This window comes from Nocardia ignorata NBRC 108230 (genome assembly GCF_001612905.1).
Classification (GTDB): Bacteria; Actinomycetota; Actinomycetes; order Mycobacteriales; family Mycobacteriaceae; genus Nocardia; species Nocardia ignorata.
In genome coordinates this window covers 24,800-51,500 of the sequence record NZ_BDBI01000043.1, presented here as the reverse complement: position 1 = coordinate 51,500, position 26,701 = coordinate 24,800, and the positions used below count along the sequence as shown (strand labels likewise).

At 70.4% G+C, this 26,701-nt stretch carries 24 protein-coding genes, 1 pseudogene and 1 riboswitch; of the genes and pseudogenes, 10 read left to right on the top strand and 15 right to left on the bottom strand.

Annotated features, from left to right (window positions below):
- Nucleotides 1-107: 107 nt before the first annotated feature.
- From NI2_RS29425 to NI2_RS29360, 14 genes are all read right to left on the bottom strand, one after another.
- On the bottom strand, nt 108-785 hold the full coding sequence (locus tag NI2_RS29425; RefSeq protein WP_067497572.1) for a cell division protein FtsQ/DivIB: 678 nt from the start codon (nt 783-785) through the stop codon (nt 108-110).
- Between the two features lie 8 nt (nt 786-793).
- A complete protein-coding gene (gene murC / locus NI2_RS29420; RefSeq protein ID WP_067497566.1) occupies nt 794-2,236 on the bottom strand; it encodes a UDP-N-acetylmuramate--L-alanine ligase in 1,443 nt (480 codons plus the stop codon).
- Nucleotides 2,237-2,361: 125 nt separating this feature from the next.
- Nucleotides 2,362-3,471, bottom strand: a complete 1,110-nt coding sequence (gene murG, locus NI2_RS29415) for an undecaprenyldiphospho-muramoylpentapeptide beta-N-acetylglucosaminyltransferase (RefSeq protein ID WP_067497474.1) — start codon at nt 3,469-3,471, stop codon at nt 2,362-2,364.
- Nucleotides 3,468-4,916: a putative lipid II flippase FtsW gene (gene ftsW / locus NI2_RS29410; RefSeq protein ID WP_243750119.1), complete on the bottom strand. Its 1,449-nt coding sequence runs from the start codon at nt 4,914-4,916 to the stop codon at nt 3,468-3,470. Before ftsW ends, murG begins: the two co-directional genes overlap by 4 nt.
- Nucleotides 4,913-6,349 carry a UDP-N-acetylmuramoyl-L-alanine--D-glutamate ligase gene (murD, locus tag NI2_RS29405; protein ID WP_067497471.1) on the bottom strand — a complete coding sequence of 479 codons (1,437 nt, stop codon included), beginning with the start codon at nt 6,347-6,349 and terminating at the stop codon, nt 4,913-4,915. Before murD ends, ftsW begins: the two co-directional genes overlap by 4 nt.
- A 50-nt stretch (nt 6,350-6,399) precedes the next feature.
- A complete protein-coding gene (gene mraY / locus NI2_RS29400; RefSeq protein ID WP_067497468.1) occupies nt 6,400-7,476 on the bottom strand; it encodes a phospho-N-acetylmuramoyl-pentapeptide-transferase in 1,077 nt (358 codons plus the stop codon).
- A complete protein-coding gene (locus NI2_RS29395; RefSeq protein WP_067497465.1) occupies nt 7,473-8,972 on the bottom strand; it encodes a UDP-N-acetylmuramoyl-tripeptide--D-alanyl-D-alanine ligase in 1,500 nt (499 codons plus the stop codon). Before NI2_RS29395 ends, mraY begins: the two co-directional genes overlap by 4 nt.
- Nucleotides 8,969-10,693, bottom strand: coding sequence for a UDP-N-acetylmuramoyl-L-alanyl-D-glutamate--2,6-diaminopimelate ligase (locus tag NI2_RS29390; RefSeq protein WP_084476956.1), 1,725 nt, complete (start codon nt 10,691-10,693; stop codon nt 8,969-8,971). The genes NI2_RS29395 and NI2_RS29390 overlap by 4 nt, the downstream gene beginning before the upstream one ends.
- A 57-nt stretch (nt 10,694-10,750) precedes the next feature.
- Nucleotides 10,751-12,634, bottom strand: a complete 1,884-nt coding sequence (locus NI2_RS29385; protein ID WP_067497462.1) for a peptidoglycan D,D-transpeptidase FtsI family protein — start codon at nt 12,632-12,634, stop codon at nt 10,751-10,753.
- Nucleotides 12,631-13,560: a cell division protein FtsL gene (gene ftsL, locus NI2_RS35400; RefSeq protein ID WP_243750118.1), complete on the bottom strand. Its 930-nt coding sequence runs from the start codon at nt 13,558-13,560 to the stop codon at nt 12,631-12,633. Before ftsL ends, NI2_RS29385 begins: the two co-directional genes overlap by 4 nt.
- Entirely contained in the window at nt 13,557-14,555 is a 999-nt protein-coding gene (gene rsmH / locus NI2_RS29375; protein WP_067497458.1) for a 16S rRNA (cytosine(1402)-N(4))-methyltransferase RsmH, read from the bottom strand. Before rsmH ends, ftsL begins: the two co-directional genes overlap by 4 nt.
- Before the next feature lie 192 nt (nt 14,556-14,747).
- A complete protein-coding gene (gene mraZ / locus NI2_RS29370) occupies nt 14,748-15,179 on the bottom strand; it encodes a division/cell wall cluster transcriptional repressor MraZ (protein WP_067497455.1) in 432 nt (143 codons plus the stop codon).
- Between the two features lie 429 nt (nt 15,180-15,608).
- Nucleotides 15,609-16,031, bottom strand: coding sequence for an SCO2097 family morphological protein (locus NI2_RS29365; RefSeq protein ID WP_067497452.1), 423 nt, complete (start codon nt 16,029-16,031; stop codon nt 15,609-15,611).
- Between the two features lie 125 nt (nt 16,032-16,156).
- Complete coding sequence (locus NI2_RS29360; protein WP_067497449.1) at nt 16,157-16,606, bottom strand: SAV_6107 family HEPN domain-containing protein; 450 nt, start codon at nt 16,604-16,606, stop codon at nt 16,157-16,159.
- Between the two features lie 100 nt (nt 16,607-16,706).
- Here NI2_RS29360 and NI2_RS29355 point away from each other — a divergent pair, with 100 nt between their 5' ends.
- The 5 genes from NI2_RS29355 to NI2_RS29335 all read left to right on the top strand — a co-directional run bounded on the left by NI2_RS29355 (nt 16,707) and on the right by NI2_RS29335 (nt 21,907).
- Entirely contained in the window at nt 16,707-17,342 is a 636-nt protein-coding gene (locus NI2_RS29355; RefSeq protein WP_067497446.1) for a GNAT family N-acetyltransferase, read from the top strand.
- Nucleotides 17,339-18,916, top strand: coding sequence for a phytoene desaturase family protein (locus tag NI2_RS29350; protein ID WP_067497442.1), 1,578 nt, complete (start codon nt 17,339-17,341; stop codon nt 18,914-18,916). Before NI2_RS29355 ends, NI2_RS29350 begins: the two co-directional genes overlap by 4 nt.
- Nucleotides 18,917-19,088: 172 nt before the next feature.
- Nucleotides 19,089-19,892 (top strand): carotenoid biosynthesis protein, encoded by an 804-nt coding sequence (locus tag NI2_RS29345; RefSeq protein WP_067497560.1) that lies wholly within the window; start codon nt 19,089-19,091, stop codon nt 19,890-19,892.
- 97 nt (nt 19,893-19,989) lie between these two features.
- Nucleotides 19,990-20,733, top strand: coding sequence for an LppM family (lipo)protein (locus tag NI2_RS29340; protein WP_067497557.1), 744 nt, complete (start codon nt 19,990-19,992; stop codon nt 20,731-20,733).
- 1 nt (nt 20,734) lies between these two features.
- Nucleotides 20,735-21,907 carry a glycosyltransferase family 2 protein gene (locus NI2_RS29335; RefSeq protein ID WP_067497439.1) on the top strand — a complete coding sequence of 391 codons (1,173 nt, stop codon included), beginning with the start codon at nt 20,735-20,737 and terminating at the stop codon, nt 21,905-21,907.
- Between the two features lie 84 nt (nt 21,908-21,991).
- Here the strand turns inward: NI2_RS29335 and NI2_RS29330 are convergent, their stop codons facing one another.
- Entirely contained in the window at nt 21,992-22,699 is a 708-nt protein-coding gene (locus NI2_RS29330) for a hypothetical protein (protein ID WP_067497436.1), read from the bottom strand.
- 258 nt (nt 22,700-22,957) lie between these two features.
- A riboswitch (SAM riboswitch) is annotated at nt 22,958-23,054 on the top strand.
- Between the two features lie 6 nt (nt 23,055-23,060).
- On the opposite strand from NI2_RS29330, the gene NI2_RS35790 reads away from it, so the two are divergent.
- The 5 genes and pseudogenes from NI2_RS35790 to NI2_RS29305 all read left to right on the top strand — a co-directional run bounded on the left by NI2_RS35790 (nt 23,061) and on the right by NI2_RS29305 (nt 26,686).
- Nucleotides 23,061-23,444 carry an LLM class flavin-dependent oxidoreductase gene (locus NI2_RS35790; protein ID WP_067497433.1) on the top strand — a complete coding sequence of 128 codons (384 nt, stop codon included), beginning with the start codon at nt 23,061-23,063 and terminating at the stop codon, nt 23,442-23,444.
- A pseudogene (locus NI2_RS29320) lies at nt 23,441-24,082 on the top strand (LLM class flavin-dependent oxidoreductase); the annotation flags it as partial. The gene NI2_RS35790 and the pseudogene NI2_RS29320, both read left to right, overlap by 4 nt.
- Nucleotides 24,083-24,143: 61 nt before the next feature.
- The gene (locus NI2_RS29315; protein ID WP_067497430.1) at nt 24,144-24,953 is read left to right on the top strand and encodes a DUF1684 domain-containing protein; all 810 of its coding nucleotides are present in this window, start codon (nt 24,144-24,146) and stop codon (nt 24,951-24,953) included.
- The gene (locus NI2_RS29310; RefSeq protein WP_084476954.1) at nt 24,954-26,003 is read left to right on the top strand and encodes an LLM class flavin-dependent oxidoreductase; all 1,050 of its coding nucleotides are present in this window, start codon (nt 24,954-24,956) and stop codon (nt 26,001-26,003) included.
- Nucleotides 26,004-26,101: 98 nt separating this feature from the next.
- The gene (locus NI2_RS29305) at nt 26,102-26,686 is read left to right on the top strand and encodes a DUF2867 domain-containing protein (protein ID WP_067497427.1); all 585 of its coding nucleotides are present in this window, start codon (nt 26,102-26,104) and stop codon (nt 26,684-26,686) included.
- The last annotated feature ends 15 nt before the right edge of the window (nt 26,687-26,701 follow it).

The window sequence follows — 26,701 nt, the reverse complement described above, 5'->3', positions numbered from 1 at the left end:
AAACCCTCAACCTCAACCATAGGGTTGGCGTTATGTCAAGTATCCGACTGCTGCGGAACGCTATTCGCAGCCACCGCGATCCCGGCGCAGGCGCGCCGAAGTTTCGCTCACTTTACCGTGACCAGATTCGGACTCGAAACGTCGAACACGGTGCCTTCCCGGGTGAGCAGCGGCATTACGACGGCAGCTTTGCGCTCCCCGTCGCCCGTGCCGCCCCACACTACCTTTCTTCCGTCGCGCAGGTTGAGCGAGACATCCGAATCCGACCGTGCGACAACCTCACCCACCTGCACCGACAACGCGGGCGGCAACGTGACCAGCACGGCGACGGCGGCGCGGGCCGCATCCGGTCCCGGCATCGAGTTCTCGGTGACCAATTTCGGCACACCGATCGGCGGTGCCGGCTCGATCGCGAATTCCACACTCTCGGCGTCGATCAGGTGGGCGCCGTCGGGAGCGTCGATGTACACCACCGGAGTTCGCTCCACGACCGTCACCAGCACCGTCGACGGGAACTTTCGCTGCACCCGGACCGAGCGCACCGTGGGAATCGCGGCCACGCGGCGGGCGATCTCGGTGGTGTCGATGCGCAACATCGAACGCCCGTCCGGGATTTCGAGCCGCTCGCGCACCTGTTCCTCGGGCACGGCGGTCAGGCCGTCGATCCGCACGGTCCGTACCGACAGTGCCGGGGTGAACCATGCGAGCACCGCGAGCACGGTGACGACGACCAGCCCGACCGCCGTCCAGAGCCGGTAGCCGTGCCACCCGCGCGCCGCGGGCATCGGCAATCTCACCGGCTGCCCTGCTGCGGGCGGGCCCGCAAGCCGTCGAGGATCTGGTTGCCGAGCATGGTGACATCGCCCGCGCCCATGGTGATCACGACATCACCGGGCTGCGCGAGCGCCGCGACCTGACGGCCGACCTTCGACATATCCGGCTGATAGTGCACGGGTTTGGTCACCGACTGGGCCACCAGCGCACCGTTCACGCCGGGCAGCGGTTCCTCGCGCGCGCCGTAGACGTCGAGCACGACCACCTCGTCGGCCAGGCTCAGCGCGGTGCCGAACTCGGCCGCGAAAGTGGCGGTGCGGCTGTAGAGATGCGGCTGGAAGACCACGATCACCCGGCCGCGTTCGATGCGCGCTCCGTCGCGCGCCTCCTGCGCGACGAGCTGCGCGGCGGCCTCGAGCACGGCCCGCACCTCGGTGGGATGGTGGGCGTAGTCGTCGAAGACGCGCACGCCGTTCTCGCGACCGGTGAACTGGAACCGGCGGTGCACGCCACCGAAACCCTCCAGGCCCTGCACGATCTCGTCGATGTCGGCACCGGTCGCCCGGGCCGCGAGCAGCGCGGCGAGGGCATTGAGGGCCATGTGCCTGCCGGGCACCGACAGACGGACCGTGCGCGGCGTCGTCTCGCCGCCGAGCTGGAATTCGACGATGCCGCCGACATCGCGCGGCTGCCAGTCGAGCAGCCGGGCACCGACGGGCACGGGCGCGTTCGTCAGGTCGCCGGAGCCGTAGCCGAGCACCTGCACACCGCGTTCGGTGAGCCGGGGCGCGACCCGTTCGGCCAGGGCGAGCGAGCCGGGATCGTCGAGGCAGACCACCAGCAGCCCGCCGGGGGCGAGCCGGTCGGCGAAGTCGTCGAAGACCTGGATGTAGGCCTCGTCGGTGCCGAAGTAGTCGAGGTGGTCGGATTCGATATTGGTGACCACGGCGACGTCGGGGTCGTATTGCAGCAGCGAACCGTCGGATTCGTCCGCCTCGGCGACGAAGATGTCACCGCTGCCGTGGTGGGCGTTGGTGCCCGCCTCGTTGAGTTCGCCACCGACCGCGAACGAGGGGTCGGCGCCGCAGTGCTGCAGTGACACGATCAGCATCGAGGTGGTCGAGGTCTTGCCGTGGGTACCCGAGACGAGCAGGGTCTTGTGCCCGCGCATCAGGGCGGCGAGCACGGTGGGACGCATCAGCACGGGAATGCTGCGCCGATTGGCTTCGACCAGTTCGGGGTTGGTCTTCGGAATGGCGGCGTAGGTGGTGACGACGACGGTCGGGCCGCCGGGCAGCAGGTCGAGCGCGTCGGCGTCGTGCCCGATGCGCACCTGCGCGCCGCGGGCCCGCAGCGACAGCACGCCACGGCTCTCCCTGGCATCGGATCCCGACACCGCACCGCCGCGCGCCAACAGGATTCGCGCGATACCGGACATGCCCGCACCGCCGATTCCGACCATGTGCACCCGCGCGAGTTCGGCGGGCAACGCCGAACCCACGGGCTCGCCCGCGGCGTTCACCGCGGTGCCCGTGCTCGGGCGGCCCGGCTGGTCACGCTCGGCTTCCGCCTCCGGCCGCTGACCGCTCATCGGGCGAGCCCGGCAACGATGCGTGCCACGGTGTCGGCGGCGTCGCGGTGACCGGCGCCTGCGGCGGCGCGGCTCATCTCGGCGAGTCGGGCGGGGTCGAGCAGCAGCGGAATCACCTCGTCCATCACGAATTTCGGGGTCAGCTCGGCGTCGGGGACAATTCTGCCACCCCCCTTGGTCACCACGGGGCGCGCGTTGAACTCCTGCTCGCCGTTGCCGTGCGGCAGAGGCACGTAGAACGCGGGTAGCCCGACCGCCGACACCTCGGCGACGGTCATGGCGCCGGAGCGGCAGACCACCGCGTCGGCGGCGGCGTAGGCCAGATCCATCCGCGACAGGTACGGCACCGCCACATACGGTGCGGGCGCGTCGGCGGTACTCACCTCGACGCTGTTCTTGGGGCCGTGCGCGTGTAGTACCGAGATCCCGGCGGCGGCCAATTGCGGTGCGGCGCCGGAGATCGCCTCGTTGAGGCTGCGCGCGCCCTGTGAACCGCCGAACACCAGCAGAACCGGGCCATCGGCGGGCAGACCGAAGTGCGCACGGGCCTGCGCGCGCAGCGCGGGACGGTCGAGTTCGGTGATGGCGGCGCGCACCGGGATGCCGACGACCTCGGCGCCGGCCAGGCCGGAGTCGGGAACGGCGGCAAGTACTTTGGTTGCCAGCTTGGCGCCGACCTTGTTGGCGATGCCCGCCTTGGCATTGGCCTCGTGCACGACGACCGGCACCCGGCGCTGCCTGCCGATGCCGCGGGCGGCGAGGTAGGCGGGCAGGGCGACGTAACCGCCGAAGCCGACGACGACATCGGCCTGCACCCGGTCGATCACCGCGCGGGTGGCGCGCACCGAGGAGAACACCCGTCCGGGCAGGCGAAGCAGGTCGGCCGACGGCTTGCGGGGCAACGGGACCGGCGGGATCAGCTCGAGCGGGTACCCACGGTCGGGCACCAGTTTCGTCTCGAGTCCGCGCTCGGTGCCGAGTGCTGTCACCCGGATCGAATCGTCGAGTCTGCGCAAGGCGTCGGCCACCGCCAGCGCGGGTTCGATGTGGCCTGCGGTTCCCCCGCCTGCGACGATCACCGACAACCCGGATCGCGGGCTACTCACTTGGATCTACCTCGTTCTCTAGCGTGTGGCATCGGATAGGTCGGTTCCCATGCTCTGGTCGACCGTAGCGAACTGGTGCCGCGGCTTTCCGGCGCGCGTCGCCTGCGCGGGGCATCGGGTTGGCGGCGTGGGGCCTGACGTGGGCGTTCGGTGTTGGCGCGCGGCGCGGGCTTGCGCGGTGCCGGGGTGTACACCTCGGGCACGGGCAGCCGCAACAGCCTGCTGAGCCTGCCGTCCTGGCCCGCTTTGAGCGCCGCGACCGCCTCGGGCTCGTGCCTGGCCGCACTGGCGATGATGCCGAACATGAACAGCGTGATCGCCAGCGACGAACCACCGGCCGACACCAGCGGCAGCTGCAGACCGGTCACCGGCAGCAGGCCGACGACGTAGCCGATATTGATCAGGGCCTGCGCGGTGATCCAGGTGGTCGCGGTGGCGGTGAGCAGGCGAAGGAACGGGTCGACCGAGCGCAACGCGATGCGGATGCCGGTGTAGACGAACATCGCCAGCAGGGCGAGCACCGCCATGCAGCCGAGGAAGCCGAGTTCCTCGCCGATGATGGCGAAGATGAAGTCGTTGTGCGAGTTGGGCAGGTAGCTCCACTTGGCGCGGCTCTGCCCGAGCCCGCGACCCAGGATGCCGCCGTCGGCCAGCGAGTACTTGGCCTGGCGGGCCTGATAATTGGCGCCCTGGGGATCGTCACCGGGATTGAAGAACGCGCGCACCCGGTCGGACCGGTACCCGGCCGACAGCGCCAGCACCGACGCGACGACCAAGCCGCTGACCATGATCCCGACGAACAACCGCACCGGCAGCCCACCGAACCACAGCAGCGCCATCAGCACGATGCCGAGCGCGATCGTGGTCGACAGGTTCGGCTCGAGCACCACGAGCAGACACACCAGCAGACCGGCGGGCACCAGCGGTACCAGGATGTCTTTGAGGTGTGCCCCGCGCCGCGACGCGAGCAGGTGCGCGCCCCACACCACCAGGGTCACCTTGACGACCTCGGACGGCTGGATCGAAATGGGCCCGATGTCGAACCAGCGCCGCGCGCCACCGTGCACCGCGCCGATGCCCGGAATGAGCACGAGCACCAGCGCGATCACCGAGATGCTGAACGCCGGGAACGACCACTGCCGCAGAACCCGCAGCGGCAACCGCAACGCGATGTAGAACGCGACGGCGCCCAGCCCGGCGAACATGGCCTGCTGGATGAACAGCGAATACGCCGATCCACCACCGGCATAGGCCTCGACGCTCGACGCCGAGAGCACCATCACCAGGCCGAGCACCGTCAGCAGGGTCGCGATGGTGACGACGAGGTGGAACGAGGCGAGCGGACGGGCCAGCCATGCGCCGAAACGCTCCCCCGCCCATCCCGGCTGCGGGGCGATCCGTTTCCGGCGCCCCCCGGTCGGGGTGGTCTGGCCCGTCGATGTCATAGCGCCCGCCCGATGTCACCGTCTTCCAGTGCCGTGACCGCGTCGGCGAAGCAGCGTCCGCGGTGGGTGTAGTCGTCGTACATGTCAAGGGACGCGGCCGCGGGTGCCAGCAGCACGGTGTCTCCCGCCCGGGCCATGCCCGCCGCGGCGCGCACGGCGCGGCCCATCACCGCTTCGGCACGCTGCGATCTCGACGACTCCATGTCTGCATCGTCTCCCGCGTCCAGTGCGATGACCGGGACTTCGGGCGCGTGTCGCGCCAATGCGGCGGCGATCACCGGCGCGTCGGCCCCGAACAGGACCGCGCCCACGAGCCGGTCGGCGACCTCCTCGATGAGGTCGTCGATGGTCGCGCCCTTGAGCAGGCCGCCCGCGACCCACACCACGTGCGGGTGCGCGAGGATCGATGCGCGCGCGGCGTGCGGGTTGGTCGCCTTGGAGTCGTCGATGAAGTCGACGCCGCCCAGTTCCCGCACGAACGCGGTGCGGTGCGGGCCGACCTTGTGTTCGGCCAGGCCCTCTTTCACGAACTGCGGTGCCACGTCGATGGCCCTGGTCAGCGCCGAGGCGGCGAGCGCGTCGGCGATGCCCGCGGGCCCCTGCGGGCTGATGTCGGAGGTCTCGGCGAGGATCGCGGCCTTGGTGAAGGCGCGGTCGAGGAGTTTGCCGTCGACCACGCCGAGTTCGCCGTCGGCTGGCACGCCCACGCGGAACCCGACCGTGCGCCGCGCCTTGGACTTGCGCGCCAGCGCACCGGCGACCGGATCGTCGAGGCCGACCACGCCGATGCGGCCGGTGAGGGCACGCGCCTTGGCGGCGGCGTAGGCGTCGAGCCCACCGTGCCAGTCGAGGTGGTCCTCGGCGACATTGAGCACCACACCGGCCTCGGGCCGCACCGACGGCGCCCAGTGCAGCTGGAACGACGACAACTCGACCGCGAGCACCTGCGGTCCGGGATTGCGGCGCAGGGCGTCGAGGATGGGCAGGCCGATATTGCCGCAGGCCACACTGGCGATGCCCGCGGCGCGCAGGATCGAGTGCGTCATCTGGGTGGTCGTGGTCTTGCCGTTGGTTCCGGTGACCACCAGCCACTTGCGAACCGGGCCGTAGATGCGAGCCTGATCGACCCACCAGGCGAATTCGACGTCACCCCAGACCGGGATGCCCTCGGTGACCGCCGAGACGAGCACCGGCGAATCGGGCCGCCAGCCGGGGCTGGTGATGACGAGGGCGAACCGGGTGAGGTCGGCGTGCTCGAGTTCCACGGTGGTGGCGATCTCGAGTCCGAGTTCGGCGGCCTCGGCCAGGGCTTTGGCGCCGCCGTCGGTGACGACGGGGTGCGCGCCGATATCGCGTAGCGGTTCGATCAGGGAGCGTCCGGAGACGCCCCAGCCGGCGACGAGAACGTCACGGCCACGCAGGAATTCGAGCATGGGGCCCGGGGAACGCAGGGCACGGGGCGAGTGTTCTACCATTTCCGCTCTCACCCGACCTGGGACAGGTATTCGCTGTAGAACAGTCCGAGACCCACGGCGGCCGCGATGCCTGCCAGGATCCAGAACCGGATGATCACCGTAGTCTCCGCCCACTTGCTCAATTCGAAGTGGTGGTGGAACGGCGCCATCTTGAACAATCGGTTGCGGGTGGTGCGGTACACCGCCACCTGCAGCACCACCGACGCCGCCTCGGCGACGAACAGCGCGCCGATGACGACCATCAGCAGCTCGGTGCGGGTGGTGATGGACAGACCGGCCAGCATGCCGCCGAGGGCCAGCGATCCGGTGTCGCCCATGAAGATCTTGGCGGGCGCGGCGTTCCACCACAGGAAGCCGATGCAGGCGGCGGCGGCCGCCGCGCAGACCAGCGCGAGGTCGAGGGGGTCGCGCACGTTGTAGCACCCGGGTCCGGGGCTGGTGGCGCAGGCGTTGCGGTACTGCCAGAAGGTGATGATGACGTAGGCGCCGAGCACCAGGCTCATCGATCCGGCGGCGAGACCGTCGAGACCGTCGGTCAGGTTGACCGCGTTGGACCAGGCCACGACCAGCAGACACACCATGATCACGAACACCAGCGCGCCCATCGACACCGTCGACCAGTCACGCACGTACGAGATGTGCTTGCTGCCGGGGGTGAGCCCGTTGTCGGCCCGGAATTGCAGCACCAGCACCGCGAAGATCACCGCGGCACTGATCTGGCCGATGTACTTACCGGCCGCCGACAACCCCAGATTGCGCTGTTTGCGCAGCTTGATGAAGTCGTCGAGGAAGCCGACCACACCGAGTGCGGTGGTGAGCCCGAGTACGAGCAGGCCCGAGGCCGTCGGCCCCTCGGCGTCGTAGCCGAGGCCGATCAGGTGCGAACCGAGGTATCCGGCCCACATACCGATCAGGATGGCGACGCCACCCATTGTCGGGGTGCCGCGTTTGGCCTGATGGCTGGCCGGACCGTCGACCCGGATCTCCTGGCCGAAGCCCTGTTTGGCGAAGACCCGGATCAGGAACGGCGTCAACAGGATCGACACCGCGAGCGCGATCCCCGCCGCGAACAAAATCTGCCTCATCGAGCTGCCTCCGAGCTACCTTCCCCTGCCCTGGTCAGGTGTTCGGCGACGGCCCACAGACCGACCGCTTTCGACGCCTTGACCAGTACCACATCGCCGGCGGCGATTTCGTCGTCGAGCAGCGCGATGGCCGCCGAGATATCGGGTACGAGGATCGACTCCTCGCCCCATGAGCCTTCCATCACCGCTCCCTGGTGCATTCCCCGGGAGGGTCGTCCGGTGCCGACCACGATCAATCGGTCGACGTCGAGTCGCACGGCGAGCCGTCCGATCGCGTCGTGTTCGATGACCGAGGTGTCGCCGAGTTCGCCCATCTCCCCGAGCACGGCCCAGCTGCGGCGCGGTTCGGGGCCCGACTTGGCGAGGGTGACCAGCGCCTTGAGCGCGGCCCGCACCGAGTCCGGGTTGGCGTTGTAGGAGTCGTTGATGACGGTGATGCCGTCGGGCGTGGTCCGCACGTCCATCCGGCGCACCGACGCGGCCGTCGCCCCGGACAGTGCCTGAGCGACGGTCGCCAAGTCGGCGCCGCACTCCAGGGCGACGGCGGCGGCCGAGAGTGCGTTGCCCACCTGGTGCTCACCGTGCACGGCCAGCTGCACCGGCACCGAGTCGCCACCCGCGTGCAGGGTGAAGCGGGCGCGGGCCTGGTCGTCGGTGGTCACGTCGGTGGCACGGATGTCGGCGTCGCCGGACAGGCCGACCATCACCACGCGCGCTTTCGTGCGCGAGGCCATGGCGGCGACATTCGGGTCGTCGGCGTTGAGCACGGCCAGGCCCTCGGCCGGGAGTGCTTCGACCAGTTCACCCTTGGCCTGCGCGATGGCCTCGCGGCTGCCGAACTCACCGAGGTGGGCGGTGCCGACATTGAGCACCACACCGATGCGCGGCGGCGCGATGCGGGCCAGAGCGGCGATGTGGCCGACGCCGCGCGCCGACATCTCGAGGGCGAGGAACTTGGTGTCGGCGTCGGCGCGCAGGGCCGTCCACGGGTGGCCGAGTTCGTTGTTGAACGAACCGGGCGGAGCGACCACGGGACCCAGCGGTGCGAGCACGGCGGCCAGCAGGTCCTTGGTCGAGGTCTTGCCCGACGACCCGGTGACACCGACGACGGTGAGACCGGTGCGCTCGGCCAGCCGCTCGGTGCTCACGCGTGCCAGTTCGGCCAGGGCCGCGAGTACGGCGGCACCGGAGCCGTCGCCGTCGTGGCTCAGTGCCACCGAGGTGGCGGGCACGGTGCCCGCGTCCGGCGCGACGACGATGGCGGGCACGCCGATCGGGCGGGCCGCCAGCACGGCGACAGCTCCGGCCTCGACCGCGTTCGCCGCGTAGTCGTGTCCGTCGGAGTTGGCGCCGGGTAGTGCGAGGAACAGATCACCGGGACCGATTCGGCGCGAATCGAATTCGACCGACCCGGTCACCAGTGCCTGGGGGTCGGGTACGTCGTGCAGCTCGCCGCCGACGACGTCCGCGATCTCCCGCAGTGTCATCTCGATCATGAAACCGTCAAGTCCTCCGAGTCCGTGTGCGGACTGTGTTGTGCCAGTAGAGAATCCAGCTCCGCGGCGAGGACCTCACGGTCGTCGAAGGGATGCTTGACGCCCTGGATCTCCTGACCCGCCTCGTGGCCCTTGCCCGCGATGAGCACCACGTCGCCGGAACGCGCCCAGGCGAGTGCGGCGGCGATGGCCGCCGCGCGGTCACCGATCTCGCGGATCTCGCCGCGGTCGGTGGCCGGGAGTTCGTGCGCACCGGCGACCACGGCGGCGCGGATGGCCGCCGGGTCTTCGGTGCGTGGATTGTCGTCGGTGACGATCACCAGGTCGGCACCGCGTGCCGCCGCCGCGCCCATGAGCGGGCGCTTGGCCGCGTCCCGGTCGCCGCCCGCGCCGACGACCACCGCGAGCCTGCCGCGGCCCGCGTCGGTGAGGTGCGCGCGCAGGGTGGCGACCACCGATTCGATCGCGGCGGGCTTGTGCGCGTAGTCGACGACGGCGAGGAAGTCCTGTCCGCGTTCGACGCGCTGCATGCGGCCGGGCACGTCGACGGTGGCCAGCGCGGGCGCGGCGATCGCCGGATCGACCCCGGCGGCCGCGCAGGTGGCGACGGCGAGCAGGGCGTTGGCGACGTTGTAGCGGCCCGGCAGGCGCAAGCGGACGGTCAGCTCACCGCTCGGGCCGACCGCGGTGAACTCCTGTTCGCCGCCGGTGGTTTTCACCTCACCGACAACCTGCCAGTCCGCGCCGGTCGACGCGGCGTGGGCGGGTGCCCCCGCACCTGACTCCCCGGATGCGCCGGTGCGCCCGGGCTGCTCGGAGTCGGTGCCCGCCGCGCGATCAGAGCTGCCGACCGTGCGGCTCCGGGAGGTGTTCGCGGGGTCGCCGGTCGAGACCGTGATCGGGGCCGCGAGGTCCGCGGCAAGGCGCTTGCCCCACTCGTCGTCCACGCAGATCACCGAGGTGCGCGCGGCGATGGGCGAGTCCGGTTCGAAAAGGCGGCGTTTCGCGGCGAAGTAGTCCTCGAAGTCCTTGTGGAAGTCGAGGTGGTCCTGGGAGAGGTTGGTGAACGCGCCGACGGCGAAGCGCACACCGTCGACCCGGCCGAGGGCCAGCGCGTGGCTCGACACCTCCATCACCACCGCCTGCACACCCTGCTCGACCATGGCCGCGAACATCGCGTGCAGCTGCGGCGCCTCGGGGGTCGTGAGCGCGCTCGGCACCCGCTGTCCGCCGATGCGGGTTTCGATGGTGCCGATCAGGCCGGTCGACAGACCCGCCGCGACCAGACCCGCCTCCACCAGGTACGACGTGGTGGTCTTGCCGGAGGTGCCGGTGATGCCGACGATGCGCAGGCGATCGCTGGGGTGACCGTAGATCTCGGCGGACAGCTCGCCGAGCACGGCACGCGGGTCCTCACGCACCAGCACGGGCACCGCGACCTCGCCGATCAGTGCGGCACCGGCCGCGTCGGTGAACACCGCGACCGCGCCGCGCGCGACGGCGTCGGCGGCGAAACGGGCGCCGTGCGAGGTGGCGCCGGGCAGGCCGGCGAACAGGTCACCGGGGCGGACGGCGTTGGATCGTTGCTCGATGCCGGTGACATTCACCTCGGCCGGTACCGGAGTGAGTGTGGTGGCGCCGGTGAGCTCCAGCAGGGCCTGCAGCGGCGTCGACGGCGGGGTGTTCGGCCGGAGCGCGTGCGGGCTGGACTGCGCGGGCACAAGGCTCCTCTCTGAGAGTGATCGAGCGCGTGGGCAAGACGACGAGTCAGGTTACCGTCAGAGCCCGGCCTCCAGCACCAGCGGCCTAGGCTCCGGCGACGGCGGCACCCGGTCGCGCTGCAACGCCCAGGAAGCGATGGTGTGGAACAGCGGCGCGGCCGACCCGCCACCGGAGCCGTCGGAGCTGCGTACCGGCGCGTCGAGCATCATGCCGATCACGTAGCGCGGATTGTCGGCGGGCGCCATTCCGGCGAAGGTGATGTAGAACGACGAGGTAGAATAGCAGCGGCACGCCGGGTCGACCTTCTGCGCGGTGCCGGTCTTGCCCGCCACCTGGTAGCCCTCCACGGCGGCCTGCGGCCCGGTCCCCATCTGCACACCCATCGGGTCCTTCTGCACGGTCGCCTGGAAAACCGTGCGCAAGGTGGCGGCGGTCTGCGGGCTGACCACCCGCACGGGCTCGGGCTGCAGTTCCTCGGTGCGGGTGCCGTCGGGTGCGATCCTGGCCTTCACGATGCGCGGCGGGATGCGCAGCCCGTCGTTGGCGATGGCCTGGTACATGCCGGTCATCTGCAGCGTGGTCATCGAAAGGCCCTGGCCGATGGGCAGATTGGCGAAGGTACCGCCGGACCACTGGTCGCGGGCGGGCACCTGCCCCGGGCTCTCGCCTGGCAGGCCGATGCCGGTGCGCTTACCGAGACCGAAGCGGTCGATCATATCGGCGAAGCGGTCCTCCCCCACCCGTTGCGCGAGCATGAGGGTGCCGACATTGGACGACTTCCCGAAGATGCCCGTGGTGGTGTAGGGCGCCACGTCGTGTTGCCAGGCGTCGTTGACGGTGACGCCCGACATCCTGATCGAACCGGGCACCTGCAGTACTTCGTCGGGGTTGGTCAGCCCGTATTCGAGCGCGGCGGCGGCGGTGACGATCTTGTTCACCGAGCCGGGTTCGAAGGGCTCCGACACCGACGGGTTGCTCATGTTCGCCGAGGCCCAGTGCTGGGGTCCCAGTGCGGGATTGAAGGTGTTGTCGTTGGCCATGGCCAGGACCTGGCCGGTCTTGGCGTCGAGCACGACCGCCGAGGCCGAGGCCGCGCCGGAGAGCTGTTTGGCCTGCTGCACCTGCTGCTGCACGAAGTACTGCATGTCCTCGTCGAGGGTGAGCTCCACGCCGTGCCCGTTCACCGCGGGCTGCTGGTCGCGGTAGCTGCCGGGGATCACCGCACCGTCGGAGCCACGATCGTAGGTGCGTGAACCGTCGGTGCCGGCGAGTACCGAGTCGAGTGCCGATTCGAGGCCGATCTGGCCGTGCCCGTCCCAGCCGGTCGCACCGACCACGTTGGCCGCCAGCGCCCCGCCGGGATATTCGCGCAGGTCCTGACGTTCGGAACCGACCTCAGGGAACTTGGTGGTGATCTCGGAGGCGATCCGGGGATCGACATTGCGGGCCAGGTAGTGGAAGGGCTTGTCGCTGCGCAGCTTGTCGAGCAGCTCTTCCTCTTTCGGGCCGCTCGCGCCGAGCTTGTCGTGCACGAACCTCGCGATGTCCTTCAGGCGCTGCTCGGGGTCGGGCGCGTTCTCCTTGGTCTTCTTCGCGTCGGCGAGCTGCTGGCGCACCCGGACCGGTTGGAACGTCAGCGCTTTCGCGGTGATGGTGAAGGCCAGCGGGTTGCCGTAGCGGTCGGTGATCGGGCCGCGCACGGCGGCCTCGGTCTCCTTGGTCGTGCGCTGCGAGGCGGCCTGCGCGGAGAGTCCCGGTGCGGCGATGCTCTGGATGTAGAGCAGTTGCAGCGCGACCACGGCGAGGGTGGCCAGCATGGTGACCCGGCCGACGCCGAGGCGCAGCCGGATCGGCCGGTCCGGCGAGAGCGACCCGCTGCGCCGGGCCCTCGACGAGACCGGCCCGCGTCGCTGTCGCGACGCGGGCCCGCTCTGCCTCATCGGCCTGCCTCGGGAGCGACGATCTGCGGCGTCTCGCTCGGCGGGCCCGCGTCCGGTAACGGCGCGACATCCGGTGCCGGGGGCGGCGTGTCGGCCGGGGCCGCGGCCACCTCCACTCGATCGGGGACCAGTTGGGGTGCCGGTGCCTGAACCGGCGACTCCGACGGTGCCACGGGAGCGCCCTCGCCCGCGGGCGGGACCTGTGCCTGCGGCGAACCCGGTACATCCTGCGGCGATTCGGGCTGCGCCTGCGACGGATCCACCACGGGCGCGTTCGCCGCTCCGGCCTGGCCGCCCGGTGCCGCGAGCACGGCGGGCGGAGTGTTGTTCGGAGCGGCGGGGTCGGTGGCCGGGGTGCCCGGCTGCACCGGAACCACCCGTTCGCCCTGCGCCTGGTGACCCGGCGCCGGGTTCTGTGTGGTCGTCGGCGGCCCGTTCAACGGCGGCGCGGGTGCCCCCTGGGCGGGCGTCGGCGTGCCGATCACGGTCACTTCCCCGCCGGGACCGATCACCAGACGCGCCGGATCCTTGGCCGGGATCATGCCGAGTTCCCGTGCGCGCGCGGCCAGTTCGGGAGCGGAGTCGGCGGCCGCGACCTCGCGCTGCAGTGCGGCCCGCTCGTCGGCGAGTGTTCGGTTGTCCGCGCGCATGTCGCCGAGCAGGTAGCTGTCCTCGGCGGCACGGGTGGTGAGCAGCAGGGTGAGCGCGAGACCGCAACCGAGCAGGCCGATGATCGCGGTGACGAACGGGATGCGCCCGGCCATGGTCGAGGAACGATCGGGCAGCGATATCCCGTCGAGCAGCTGCTGGCGGGTGCGTTTGCGCGCGTAGGCCCGCTGCGCGGCACCGGACTTCACTCGTTCGGCCGCCTGCACGCGCCGGGCAGTACGCCCCGGCACGGCAACGGTGCTCGTCCGCACGCTCATCGTGTCCCCTCCTGTGTCCTCCCTGACCTCTCCGTGATCCGTTCGGCCGCACGCATCCGCACCGGGGCGGACCTCGGGTTGGCCTCGATCTCGGACTCGGTCGCCTTTTCCGCGCCGCGGGTGAGCATCCTGAACTCCGGTCCCATGCCGGGCAGTTCGACCGGCAGGTCCATCGGGGACCGGGACACGATCCGTGGCGCGAATTCCTGCTTCACCAGCCGGTCTTCGAGCGACTGGTACGACATCACGCAGATCCGCCCGCCCACGCGCAGCGCGTCGAGCGCCGGGGGCAGCGCGGCCCGCAGCGAGTCGAGTTCCCCGTTGACCTCCACCCGCAGCGCCTGGAACGTGCGCTTGGCGGGATGCCCGCCGGTGCGCCGCGCGGCGGCCGGGATGGTGGCGTACAGCACCTCGACCAGTTCGGCGCTGGTGCTGAACGGCTTGACGGCGCGGCGGCGCAACACCTCCGAGGCGATCTTGCCCGCGAACCGTTCGTCGCCATAGGTTTTCAGCACCCGGGCCAGGTCGCCGTGGCTGTAGGTGTTGAGTACGTCGGCGGCGGTGATGCCGGTGGTGGGGTCCATCCGCATGTCCAGCGGCGCGTCGACGGAGTAGGCGAAGCCGCGGTCGGCCTCGTCCAGCTGCATCGATGACACGCCGAGATCCATGAGAATGGCTGACACCGAACCGGTTTCGGCCAGTCCCGCCTCGGCGAGCGCCTCGGGGATACCGTCGTAGCGGGTGTGCACCAGCGTGATCCGGTCGGCGTAGGGCGCCAGGCGCTCGCCGGCCAGTTTCAGCGCGTTGGTGTCGCGATCGAGCCCGACCAGCCGCGCGTTCGGATAGGTGCGCAGGAAGTGTTCGGCGTGCCCGCCGAGGCCGAGGGTCGCGTCGAGGTAGACCGCACCCGGCTCGTCGAGTGCCGGACCGAGCAGGTCGTCGGCACGCTCGAGCAGCACCGGCACATGACGGGGGTTCTCGGTGTCATGGTTCACCTCGACCTCCCGGGATACTGCCTCGCGTCGCAGACGGGTCGCCTTGCCACACAGTGCTTTTGGAATGAGTTGCTTACTCGGATGAGTGCGAATGCGTCGAGGTCTCTGACCGGGGCGCGGCACCTGGCGTCGGGGAAGTACGTCAGGGTCCACGCCCGGGCAGAGGCCTCGCAGCACTCGCGTGCTGCGGGGTCAGAAGATCCCGCCCAGCGACTCGTCTCTGGCTTGCGCGTAGTCCTCCTCGTGCTCGGCGAGGTAGGACTCCCACGCCTGCTTGTCCCATATCTCGAGGAAGTCGACCGAACCGATCACCACGCAATCCCGGGTGAGTCCGGCATAGCGTTTGTGGTCCGGCGACAACGTGATCCGGCCCTGTGCGTCCGGACGCTGCTCGTCGGTTCCGGCCGCCAGTGCCCGGACGAAAGCCCTTGCCTGCGGGTTGCTTCGAGACGCCGCCGCGGCCCGCCGGGCGAGCGCGGTGAACTCTTCTTTCGGATACACGGCAAGGCTGTGGTCTTGACCCTTCGTGACCATCAACCCTCCCGCCAGATCGTCTCGGAACTTCGCAGGCAACGTCAGTCGCCCTTTGTCGTCCAATCGGGGGGTGTAGGTACCGAGAAACATTCCCGGCCACCTCCCTACTGGATCACCTGGCCGTACGGCCTCTCCTGTAGTGCGCGACCCACATTACCCCACTTTCCCCCACTTTCAATCGAAACCCTGGGTGATCCTGCTCCCCGCCAACACAATTCCGCAGGTCATGTCAGCTATCAATGAGATTCGGGATTATCGCGTGTTAGGACGACCCGCGCGGGTCGGCAATCCCCGCTTCCGACAACGTTCAGCAAACTTCCCAGGTGCCATCGGCGGGCCTGTCGTTCGACGGCGTACGAGACCGCCCTGGTGGGGGATGGTGGGGAAGGTGGGGGAACCGCCCTGCGAGTGCGATCCGGGCCGACCCGGACGCGGGCATGCGAAAGCGGTGCCGCACCCGCGACCGGGTGCGACACCGCTTGCTATGCCGTTGTGCTCGACCTCACGGTCGGAGCAGGGCTACTCCTGCTCGAATCTGCGGCGGAATCGGTCTTCCATCCGCTCCGAGAAGCCGCCCGACTTGCGCGGCCGCTGGCCACCGCGCCCGCCCGACGGGCCCGCGCCCGCCGGCGGTTCACCGGGGGCGTCCGCCGCACCCGGCCGACGCGAGCTGCCGATCATCAGGAGGACACCGGCGCCGAACATGGCGATGAAGCCCACGAGACTGATGATCGGGAACCCGCCCGGCTTGAACGGGGCGGCGATGCCGGCGACGAGCAGGAACAGGCCGACGGCGAACAACGCCGCAGCTTGGAGCCTGCGTCGACTCGACGTGGAGCGAAGTCGTCCGCCGCGGACGGACGAGGCGAACTTCGGGTCCTCAGCATAGAGAGCGCTCTCGATCTGTTCGAGCATGCGCTGCTCGTGCTCGGAGAGTGGCACGGTACCTCCCCCGGCACTAGGCGTGGCTGGTCGCCTCCGGGTAGGCGACAGGTAGCCGACCTTGGCGGCTATCTGCTCCCCATGATACGAGTTCGATCGAGGCCGTACCACCTACTCGGTGATAACTAAGCGGTCATGTCCCGGTCGCGACTCGGCTGCGGGCGTGTCTTGGCGGCGGCGACCAGCGCATCGTCGACGTCGTAGAGGAACGCGCCCACCCGCGAACAGAACTCGTCGGCTTGTGTGTCGGTGATCGTGCGGTCCAATCCGGCCTCGAGGGCGGCCCGCAGCGGCGAGTGCGCCTCGAAGTAGTCGGCCCACATCGCGAACTCCGGCGTGGCGCGTCTCAGTAATACCCAGGCGCTGCGCGAACGAGCCCGCGGCGCGCGATCGGCGCCGGTGAGCGCGATCATCGCACCGGCGCCACGCAGCGCGGCCAGATAGGCGGTGCGGAACCGCTCCCCCGGCTCGTGCTCCCAGGCCGAGTCGGTGAGCAGCGCGTCGGCCTGTCGTAGCAGCCCGCCGGCGCGGCCGTCGTGGCCCGCGTGCGCTCGACCATCGTTGTGACCAGGCATCTGCTGCCCCTTTCGCCCCTCGCACAGATCGAACAACCATTCGAACGTTTGAATTGAGATTGAATATAGGGACACCCACCGACAAGTTCCGACGAGAGCGATGACAGCCGTCAAGCCCAATCACCACACTCCAGCACCTGTGGTCGTCGACCTGAGCGTCGCCGCCCTGCGGGCCCGCCTGCACGACGCCCTCTCGGTGTATGTGGCCGCGATGGACTATCCGCGCGGCACCGAACATCACCGGGCCCCGATGTGGAACGAGCACACCACCCGGGCGGGCTGGCGGGCGGTGGCCGCCGTGCTGCCCGACGACGCGGGCACGGTCGACCTGCGCACCGCCCCGCTGCTCGCCATCGCCTACGGATACAGCGGCGCGCCGCGGCAGTGGTGGCATCAACAGGTACACACCGGGATGCGCCGGTGCGGCTGGCCGGAGGCCGCCGCGCGCGAGCTGCTCGCCGACTACTTCGAGCTCACCGAGCTGCACGTGCACCCGGCCGCACAGGGTCGCGGGATCGGGGCGACGCTGCTCGAGCGGTTGCTCGCCGACCGTCCCGAGGCGGCGGTGCTGCTGTCGACGCCGGAGGTTCCCGAGGAGGACAACCGGGCCTGGCGGTTGTACCGGCGGGCGGGATTCACCGATGTGATCCGCAATTTCGTCTTCGCGGGTGATACCCGGCCGTTCGCGATCCTCGGCCGCAGGCTGCCGATGCCACCGGCGGGCGAACGGGCATGAGCCGGAGCGAGACAACGGTCGTCGTCGGATCGGGGCACAACGCGCTGGTCGCCGCCTGCTATCTGGCGCGGGCCGGGCAGCGGGTCCAGGTGCTCGAGCGGGACACGGTGCCCGGTGGGGCGGTGTCGACGGTCGAACGGTTCCCCGGCCATCTTGTGGATCGCGGTTCCTCGGCGCACATCATGGTCCGGCACACCGGGATCATCGAGGAACTCGAGCTCGAGCGGTTCGGGTTGCGCTATCTCGACTGTGATCCGTGGGGATTCACGCCGTCCGACGGTGTACGCCCACCGATCGTCTTCCACCGCGATCTCGACGCCACCTGCGCGTCGATCGCGGCGGCGTGTGGGACGAAGGATGCCGGGGCCTATCGCCGTTTCGTCGAGGTGTGGGGTGAGCGAAGCGCTGGGGTGATGCGGGCGTTCGGTGGTCCGCCGACGCCGGGGAGGCTGGTTCGCGCGTTCTGGGGGCTGGACGCGCGCGACGGCGGGTCGGCGCTGTCGCGGGAGTTTCTGCAGACCGGCGACGCGCTGCTGGACTACTGGTTCGACGACGAACGGCTCAAGGCGTCGCTGGCATGGTTCGGTGCGCAGTCGGGTCCACCGATGTCGGAACCGGGGACCGCGCCGATGGCCGGTTTCGCCGCGCTCATGCACACCTTGCCGCCCGGGCGGGCCGTGGGGGGAAGTGGGGCGCTCAGTGCGGCGCTGATCGCACGGCTGCGCGCCGACGGCGGTGAGGTCCACACCGGTGATGCCGTCACGGAGCTGCGGCGGTCGGGGCGCGGGTGGCAGGTGCGCACGGAATCGGGGCGTGAGCTGCGCGCCGACACCGTGATCGCGGGCTCGCACATCCTCGCCACCCTCGACCTGTTGCGCGCGGGCGGTTTCGAGGAGACGGTGCTCGACGACTGGCAGCGCCGCATCCGGGTCGGCCCCGGCATCGGCATGGTGGTCCGCCTGGCCACCGACCGACTGCCGTCCTACCCCGGCGCATCGGCCGCGGAGTCCGCACACGGCCTGCAGTTCCTCGTATCGGATCGCAGGCAGTTGCGGGCGGCGCACGGCGCGGCCTCGGCCGGTGAACTGCCGCCACGGCCGGTGGTGCTGGCGATGAGTTTCAGCGCGCTCGACCCGACCATCGCCCCACCCGGTGAACACCAGCTGTCGCTGTGGGCGCAGTGGCACCCCTACGAACTCGCCGACGGCAGCGATTGGTCGGCGCACGCCGAGCAGGAGGCCGATCGGATCATCGCCGAAGTCGACCGGTACGCACCGGGCTTCGCCGATTCGGTGGTGCAGCGGTTCGTCCAGACTCCGGTGGACCTGGAACGGGAGATGGGCCTGCGCGGCGGCAATGTCATGCACGTGGAGATGTCTCTTGACCAGATGATGCTGTGGCGACCGCTGCCGGAGCTGTCGGGTCAGCGGGTACCCGGCGCGCCCGGCCTGTACCTCACGGGCGCGTCGACCCACCCCGGCGGCGGGGTGTCCGGCGCCAGCGGACGCAGTGCGGCTCACCTCGTGCTCGGCGACCGGCGCACCCGCCGATTCCCCTTCCCGCGCAAGCGATGACCGCGCTCGATTCGGCACCGGGTGCGCCGGCCGGGTGCTCGCACATGTCGTGTGGTGCGGCGACCGGTCGGCTGACGTCGTGAATACCGGCCGCGCGGTCAGCCGCATCGCCGCCACCGCCCGCAGCTGGGTCGGTGCCCATCGTCCGCGGACGATCCCGGCGGTCGCCGCGATGGCGCTCGTGCTCGTGCAGATCACCTATCCGCTGAGCGCGGGGACGTGGCGTGATCGGATCACGGTGGCCGTGGTGGTGCTGTCGGTGTCGACCGCCCTGCTGCATGCCGTCACGACTCGCGGATGGCGTTGGGCGGCAGGGTTTTTCGTCATCGTCTCCGGGATCGGGCTCGCCTCCGAGATCGTGGGTACGGCGACCGGGGTGCCCTACGGCGCCTATGCCTATGCGACGGATCGGCTGGGGCCCGCACTTGCCGATGTGCCGCTGGTGGTGCCGCTGGCGTGGACCGGTGGGCTGTATCCGATCTGGGTCGTCGCGGGTCTGCTCGCGGGGATCGATGCGGCAAGAACCGGTGGCCACGGCACGGGAAGCGCCGCCCGGGTGCCCAGGGTCGGCGGGCGGGCCGGCGTCATACGCGCCGCACTGCTCGTTGTCGGGGCGGTGGGATGGGATCTGTTTCTCGATCCGCAGATGGTCGCCGACGGGCAGTGGACGTGGTCGGTCACCGACGCCGGTCTGCCGGGGCTGGCGCAGATCCCCTACACCAACTATCTGGGCTGGATGCTCGTCGCGTCGCTGATGGCGGTGCTGCTCACCGCACTCGATCGGCTGCTCCCCCGCGCCCACGATCCGTCGGTGGCGGTGCCGGTCGCGGTGTTCGCGTGGACCTGGCTCGGCTCGGCCCTCGCGCACGCGGTGTTCCTCGGCCTTCCCGCATCGGCGGCCTGGGGTTTCGCCGGGATGGGACTGCTCGGAATCCCGTTGGCTCGCCGGGCTGCCGCACGGTGGCGAAATCCCTGATCGCGGCGGGTGGCGGGAGGTGGTTGGGCCCGTCGTGTGGGTTCTGCGGCCCGAGCCTGGCACGATGTCAACCGTGCAGCCGAGTCTCGTCGCCGACATGCCTTCCCCCTCGCGCCGTTCCGGGCCCGCCCGGCGCGTCGCGGCGGTCGCCGTTCTGCTGGCCCTGCTGGTGCCCGCGCTGACCGGATGCCTGCGGGTGCAGGTGTCGATGGGGGTGTCGTCCAACGACCGGGTATCGGGACGGATCGTCGCCGCCGTGGCCCCGCAGGGCCCCGACGACAAGGGCCCGCAGCTCAAGGCGCCCGAATCGCTGGCCGCCAAGGTGCGCGTCGACCCGTACAACCAGGACGGTTACGTCGGCACGCAGGTGTTCTTCGACGACCTGACCTTCGGTGAGGTCAGCCAGCTCGGCAGCCTGTCGGATCAGACCCAGGGCATGTTCACCCTCGAGTTCAAACGCAACGGCGACCTGGTGAGCCTCACCGGTCGCGTCGACCTCGAGTCGGTGCCGCCGCACGGGTCGGACGTGCAGTTCTCCATCGCGTTCCCGTCGCGTGTCGCCAAGACCAACGGCACCCGCGAGGGCGACAACACCGTGTCGTGGAAGCTGCCCGCCGGTGAGTCCTCGACCCTGCGTGCCGAGGTCAAATACGCCGACCCCAACACCCGCTCGTTCGCGGGCTGGGCGGGCATCATGGGCGGCATCACCCTGGCCGTGGCCGCGATGATCGCCGGTCTCGCCTACCGCGATCGCAACCCGCGCCCGCCGAACGCGCCGCGCCCCAACTTCTCGCCGTCGGAGATGTGGCGCGAGATCACCCAGCGCAGGCTGGGCCGCTGACATGGGCGCGGCGGGACGCTACCTGACCTGGGCGGGCACCGGTCTCGCCGCGATCGGCGCCGGCACCGCCGCCTACAACCTCGCCACCCTGCGCACCCTGCCCCGGCAGGTGTCGGGAGTGATCGAACCGGTCACCGTGTGCGTGCCCGCCCGTGACGAAGCCCAGCGGCTGCCCGACCTCATCGCCGACCTGCGCGCCCAGACCGGGATACCGCGGCTGCGGGTGCTGATCCTCGACGACGCCTCCACCGACGGCACCTACGAGGCCGCGATCGCCGCGATCGGCGGCGACGAACGATTCACCGTGCTCCGCTCGTCCGCCCACCCGGCGCCCGGATGGACCGGGAAAGCCGCCGCCTGTGCGCGACTGGCCGCCAGGACCGATGCGGCGGCACTGGTCTTCGTCGATGCCGATGTGCGCCTCCAACCGCAGGCGATCGCCGCCGCGGTGACCGAATTGCGCAAGCGGGGCGCGGGTTTGGTGTCGGCGTGGCCGACGCAGGATTCGGGTTCGGTCGCCGAGCAGCTGGTTCAGCCGCTGCTGGCCTGGTCGTGGGCGTCGACGCTCCCGGTGGGTCCGGCCAATCACAGCTTGCGCCCTTCGACGGCGGTGGCGTGCGGGCAGTTCCTCGCCGTCGACGCCGCGGCGTACCGGGCGGGTGGGGGTCACGCCGGTGTGGCGGCCAGTGCCACCGAGGATCTCGATCTCGCGCGGGCGCTGCGCCGGGCGGGTCATCGGACCGCGCTCGTCACCGCCGGGCCCGCCGCCCGCACCCGCATGTACACCGGCGCCGACGACCTCGCCGGCGGCTACACCCGCTGGTTGTGGTCGGCCTACGGCGGCCGGGTCGACACCGGGGCGGCCATCGGTGTCGTTGCCGCCCTTGCCTATTGGATTCCGCCGCTGGCGGTTCTCGTCGGTCGTGGCCGGGTGCGCCGGGCGGGCCTGCTCGGCTACCTGGCTGCCGTCACCGGTCGGCTCACGGCCCGAACCGTCGAAACCCGGCGCCCACCCACGGGCGCCGACCTCGGCTCGGCACTGGCCCATCCGGTGTCCGTCGGCTACTACCTCACCCTGTGGGTTCGCTCGCACCGCCTGCATCGCACCGGGCGGCTGCGCTGGAAGCAGCGTCCCCTCGTCACACCGGAAACGTCGCTCGCTCGTCACGGCTGACCCACGCGGTCAGGTATTCCACGCCGCTCGGTGGGTCCACGGGAAGACGTGCGGTGTCGACGGTCCGCCCTCGCGGAAACGGGATCAGGCGACCTCGGTGATGCCGACGGTCGGAAAGAAGAAACACGAGCGACCCGCGTTGTCGGTGGTACCGAAGACGGCGGCGAGGACGGTGCCCTTCCCGGTGTAGACCGGGACCGCGCGCACACCGCCGACCGGGATCGCGGTGCCCAGGAAATCGCGGATGACGTTCTCGGCGAGCGGCCGGAGTTCGGCGGGAACCTCGGGCGGCACCATCGCCCGGACGATGTCGGCGATCGTCCCCATCGAGGCCATCCCGCCTTGACCGGTGCTGAGGTTGAGCCAGGCCACCTGCATACCGGAAGTCTTGGTGGCGGCCGTGTCCGGTTCCAGGCCGTACGGGAGGAAGGTGAACAGCGTCTGGCCTGATTTCACGGCCGTGAGGTCGAGGCCGGGGATCGGGAGGGTGTTCGTCGGCCAGGGGCCGGGAACCGCACCCGCGACGGCCGGGACCAGACCGAGACCGGCACCGGAACAGTTCGCGGCGACCGTCGGGTACAGGAAGGGCTGGATACCGAGGGCCTCGAGGGTTTCGACGACCGTCTGATATGCGGCGAGGAGATCGCCGGGGCCTGCGGCTGGTGTGGCCGGGGCGTCGCGGGTGACGGCGGGCCGCACCGGTGGATCGGCGGCGACGGGGGCGGCAAGCAGCACGGCGGCGGCGCAGGCCGTCAGCGAGGTCAGTGTGGTCAGGCGACGCGCAACAGTCACGGCGAACTCCTCATCGACGCTGAGAAGGCCGAGATTACTCCGGCGATCCGGTGAATCCGCGCAGGTGAAGTGACCGAGTATTCGGCGCGTCGCGTACCGCCACAGCGGGGGGCCGGGGTGGGTCGACCGGGCCCGACGTCGGCGATTGTGCCCGCACCCGCACCCGATTCCAACCGCTGCGCTCACGCTGATTTCTACCGTTGTACGCCATCACAGCTGTGCCACATGCTGATCCGGCTCGACGCTTCGGCAGCGGGCGCACCATCCAGAGCGACTGAGAGACCTGGCTCTACGACGTCGCAGCAACTCGCCCGGTCTGTCCGGGTGTGGGTGCTTCTGCCGGGTTCGATGGAGGAGATCGATGAAATTGCTGCTCATGACGCTGATCACCCGGGTTCCCGATCCGGTGACCGGTGTCGTGCCGAGCACCCGTGACCGTTTCCGCGAGGTTGTCGAACAGGCCAGGCGCGCCGAGAAATTCGGCTTCGACGGGTTCGCGGTCGGCGAACGGCACGAAGACGCACACGGTGGAGTCGATCGGACGAGCACGGCCGGTCACATCCGGAACGCGCTCGGCCGGGAGACGTTCGCCGGGACGGATCGCTCGGCCCGGGATGCCGCGGGACGCGGTGGGCTGCGGCACGTGGGCACCGCCTCTTCGGCACACCGACGTGACCCCACTTTTCGCGACCGCCTCGGTCTCCCCCGACCCGTCAGCCGATACGCCGCGGGAGCAGCGCTGTGACCTCGAAACCGCGCAAGCAGATCCATCTCGCCGCGCACTTTTCCGGCGTGAACAACACCACCGTCTGGGCCGACCCGGCCTCGAAATCGCAGGTCGAGTTCGCCTCGTTCGAGCACCTGGCCCGCACCGCCGAGCGTGGCCTGTTCGACTTCTTCTTCCTGGCCGAGGGGCTGCAGCTGCGTGAGCATCGCGGCCGGATCCACGACCTGGACGTGGTCGGCCGCCCCGACACGTTCACCGTGCTCAACGCGGTGGCCGCGGTCACCGAACGGCTCGGGCTGGCAGGCACCGTCAACAGCACCTACAACGAACCGTTCGAGCCGGCCGAGCAGTTCGCCGCCCTGGATCACCTGTCCGGTGGCCGGGCGGCCTGGAATGTGGTCACCTCCTCCGACGCGTTCACCGGCGAGAACTTCCGGCGCGATGGCTATCTCGAGCACGGCGCCCGGTATCAGCGCGCCGCCGAAGTGGTCGAGGCGGCCCGGACGCTGTGGGACAGCTGGCCCGCCGACACCCTGGTGGTCGACCGTGAGCACGGTGTGTTCGCTCGCGAGATCCCCGAAACCTCGTACCGGAGCTCGCAATGCGACATCCGCGCGCCGTTCGTCGTCCCACCCGCACCGCAGGGTCACCCGGTGTTTAGCTTTCCGCGTACGACCCCGACGGACCGCTGACCGTCACCGAAGGAGCCCGCGCGTCATGACCGTCACCATCGACAACCTCGACACCACAACCACTTTCGCCGACGACTGGGCCCGCTGGCACCACGCCCGCGAGGACGGGCTGCGCGACCCGCTCGGCTGGCTCAGCCTCGCCGGACTGCACTGGCTCACCGATCGTCCCGAACGCCTCGACGGCGTGCCCGGCACCTGGTGGGTCACCGACGAGAAGGTGTTCGTCACCGCCCAGCCCGCCGACCGGCTCGATGTGGAGGGCGACCGGATCGCCGGAGTCCGCATCCTCGAACCCGGCGAGGGCGCGCCCGGGGTGAGCGTGTTCAACGAGGAGCGCGTCCTCGAAGTGATCCGGCGCTCCGGGCAATTCGCGGTCCGCGTGCACGATCCGGCCGCACCGACCCTGGTCGCGTTCACCGGCGTGCCCGCCTACCCGGCCGACCCGCGCTGGGTGGTGACCGGCCGCTTCACCCCGTTCGAGCAGCCACGCACCGTCACCACCGGCGCGGTGGTCGAAGGGCTCGAACACCACCACCCGGCGGCGGGCATCGTCGAGTTCCGCCTCGGCGACAGCCAGGAGGCGTTGCTGGCCTTCGGCACTCCGGACGATCTGAAGGTGCTGTTCACCGACGCCACCAGCGGGATCACCACCTACCCGGCGGCGCGCTCGCTCGCCATCGGCGCGGTGGCCGCCGACGGAACCGTCACCCTCGACTTCAACCGGGCGGTGAACCTGCCGTGCGCGTTCACCGACTACGCCACCTGCCCGGTGGCCCCGCGGGAGAACCGGCTGCGGGCGGCGGTGGAAGCGGGAGAACAGGATCCGAGATCATGAGTGCGCCGCTCTCGATCCTGGATCTGGCACCGATCTGCGAGGGGTCGAGCGGCCAGTTCCGCCTCGCTCACACTGCTCGGTCTGGTCGCGGCGGCCACCGAGCGGATTCGGGTCGGCACGGGCGCGGTGCAGGTGGGTCAGCACACCTCGGCCTCGATCGTCGCGGCGCTCGGCACCGTCGACGCGCTGCATCCGGGTCGGCTCGATCTCGGCCTCGGCCGATCCGGACATCGGCGCACCCAGTACGGCGCCGCGACCACCACCGCGAAGGGCGGGCGGCCGGTGCTCGACGCGGTCGTCGGACGCACCCAGGTGCGGGACGGAGTGGTCGTGCCACCACCGTTCGACCCGCGACGGGTCCTCGATCGGTCGGAATTCCTCGCCTCACTCGAGGCGCTGCAGCAGCCCGGCGCGCGATCCCTGGACTTCGCGGACCAGGTCGCCGAGATCACCGCCCTGCTCGACGGCACCTACACCACGTCCGACGGTGTCGCGCTGCACGCGGTTCCGGGTGAGGGCATCGATGCCGAGCTGTGGATCTTCGGCAGTTCCGCCGGGGAGAGCGCGGAACTGGCAGGCCGGCTGGGGTTGCCGTTCGCGGCGGCCTACCACGTGGCACCGGGGACCGCGCTGGACGCGGTGGCGGCGTACCGGGCGGCGTTCCGGCCGTCGCGGGTGCTCGCCGCGCCCTACGTCATCGTGTCGGCCGACGTGGTCGTGGCCGCCGACGACGACACCGCCCGCAGGCACGCGAGCACCTACGGGCACTGGGTGCACAGTGTGCGCAGCGGCGCGGGCGCGGGCGAGTACCTCGATCCGGCCACCGCCGCACCGCTCACCGACGACCACTTCCGCCTGGTCGAGGACCGGTTGACCGCCCAGATCGTCGGCTCACCCGCCACCGTGGTCGAACGGCTCGACGCACTGCGCCGGGTGAGCGACGCCGACGAACTGCTGGTCACCACCATCACCCACGCGCACGCCGATCGGCTCGAATCGCATCGGTTGCCGGCCGGCGCGTGGGGTCTGCGGGCGTCACTGGCCGCGTAACCGGAGTGTGCGACGGCACGGCGAGCAGAGCTGTACGGAGGCGTATAACAGCGGTAGCCTCAGTTGTTATACGCCCCCGTACAGATCGAGGTCATGTCATGCGACTTCCCGCCTCCGCACACTCCGCCCAGCCGTGGCGCATCCACGAGATCGCGCGCGACTTCGACATCGAAGATGTCTGGCAGTTCCGCACTCCCGGCGCGGGCCCCGACGATTTCCCCGCCTTCCTCGCGGCACTCCAGGCGGAGAAGGCGTCCGAAAGCTCGGGCATCAGCGGCGTGCTGTTCAAGATCCGCTGGAAACTGGGCGAGATCTTCGGCTGGGACGACGAATCGGCGGGCACCGGCACCCGCGTCGGCTCCCTACGCGACCGCCTCCCCGCCGACCTGCGCGACACCCCGACTCCCGACGACAGCGACAGCCCGCTGACCAGCCTCTACGTCCTCGACGACGAGTACGCGGCCGAAATCGCCAACGGCACCATGCACGGCGTCATGCATCTCGGCTGGGTGCCCGACGACACCGGCTATCACCTGCAGATGGCCGTTTTGGTCGAACCAAACGGCCGCCTCGGGCGCCTCTACATGGCCCTCATCAAGCCGTTCCGCTACCTCATCGTCTACCCGGCCATGACCCGCAACTGGGAACGAACCTGGCAGACCCTCGCCGCTGCGAGGCGGTGACAACGCGCCGAAAGC

Coding starts and splice junctions, on each gene's coding strand:
- NI2_RS29425 (WP_067497572.1), bottom strand. CDS start 785: ATGCCCGCGGCGCGCGGGTGGCACGGCTACCGGCTCTGGACGGCGGTC.
- murC (WP_067497566.1), bottom strand. CDS start 2,236: ATGGTCGGAATCGGCGGTGCGGGCATGTCCGGTATCGCGCGAATCCTG.
- ftsW (WP_243750119.1), bottom strand. CDS start 4,916: ATGACATCGACGGGCCAGACCACCCCGACCGGGGGGCGCCGGAAACGG.
- murD (WP_067497471.1), bottom strand. CDS start 6,349: ATGCTCGAATTCCTGCGTGGCCGTGACGTTCTCGTCGCCGGCTGGGGC.
- mraY (WP_067497468.1), bottom strand. CDS start 7,476: ATGAGGCAGATTTTGTTCGCGGCGGGGATCGCGCTCGCGGTGTCGATC.
- NI2_RS29395 (WP_067497465.1), bottom strand. CDS start 8,972: ATGATCGAGATGACACTGCGGGAGATCGCGGACGTCGTCGGCGGCGAG.
- NI2_RS29385 (WP_067497462.1), bottom strand. CDS start 12,634: ATGAGGCAGAGCGGGCCCGCGTCGCGACAGCGACGCGGGCCGGTCTCG.
- ftsL (WP_243750118.1), bottom strand. CDS start 13,560: ATGAGCGTGCGGACGAGCACCGTTGCCGTGCCGGGGCGTACTGCCCGG.
- mraZ (WP_067497455.1), bottom strand. CDS start 15,179: ATGTTTCTCGGTACCTACACCCCCCGATTGGACGACAAAGGGCGACTG.
- NI2_RS29360 (WP_067497449.1), bottom strand. CDS start 16,606: ATGCCTGGTCACAACGATGGTCGAGCGCACGCGGGCCACGACGGCCGC.
- NI2_RS29355 (WP_067497446.1), top strand. CDS start 16,707: ATGACAGCCGTCAAGCCCAATCACCACACTCCAGCACCTGTGGTCGTC.
- NI2_RS29350 (WP_067497442.1), top strand. CDS start 17,339: ATGAGCCGGAGCGAGACAACGGTCGTCGTCGGATCGGGGCACAACGCG.
- NI2_RS29345 (WP_067497560.1), top strand. CDS start 19,089: ATGGCGCTCGTGCTCGTGCAGATCACCTATCCGCTGAGCGCGGGGACG.
- NI2_RS29340 (WP_067497557.1), top strand. CDS start 19,990: ATGCCTTCCCCCTCGCGCCGTTCCGGGCCCGCCCGGCGCGTCGCGGCG.
- NI2_RS29335 (WP_067497439.1), top strand. CDS start 20,735: ATGGGCGCGGCGGGACGCTACCTGACCTGGGCGGGCACCGGTCTCGCC.
- NI2_RS35790 (WP_067497433.1), top strand. CDS start 23,061: ATGAAATTGCTGCTCATGACGCTGATCACCCGGGTTCCCGATCCGGTG.
- NI2_RS29315 (WP_067497430.1), top strand. CDS start 24,144: ATGACCGTCACCATCGACAACCTCGACACCACAACCACTTTCGCCGAC.
- NI2_RS29305 (WP_067497427.1), top strand. CDS start 26,102: ATGCGACTTCCCGCCTCCGCACACTCCGCCCAGCCGTGGCGCATCCAC.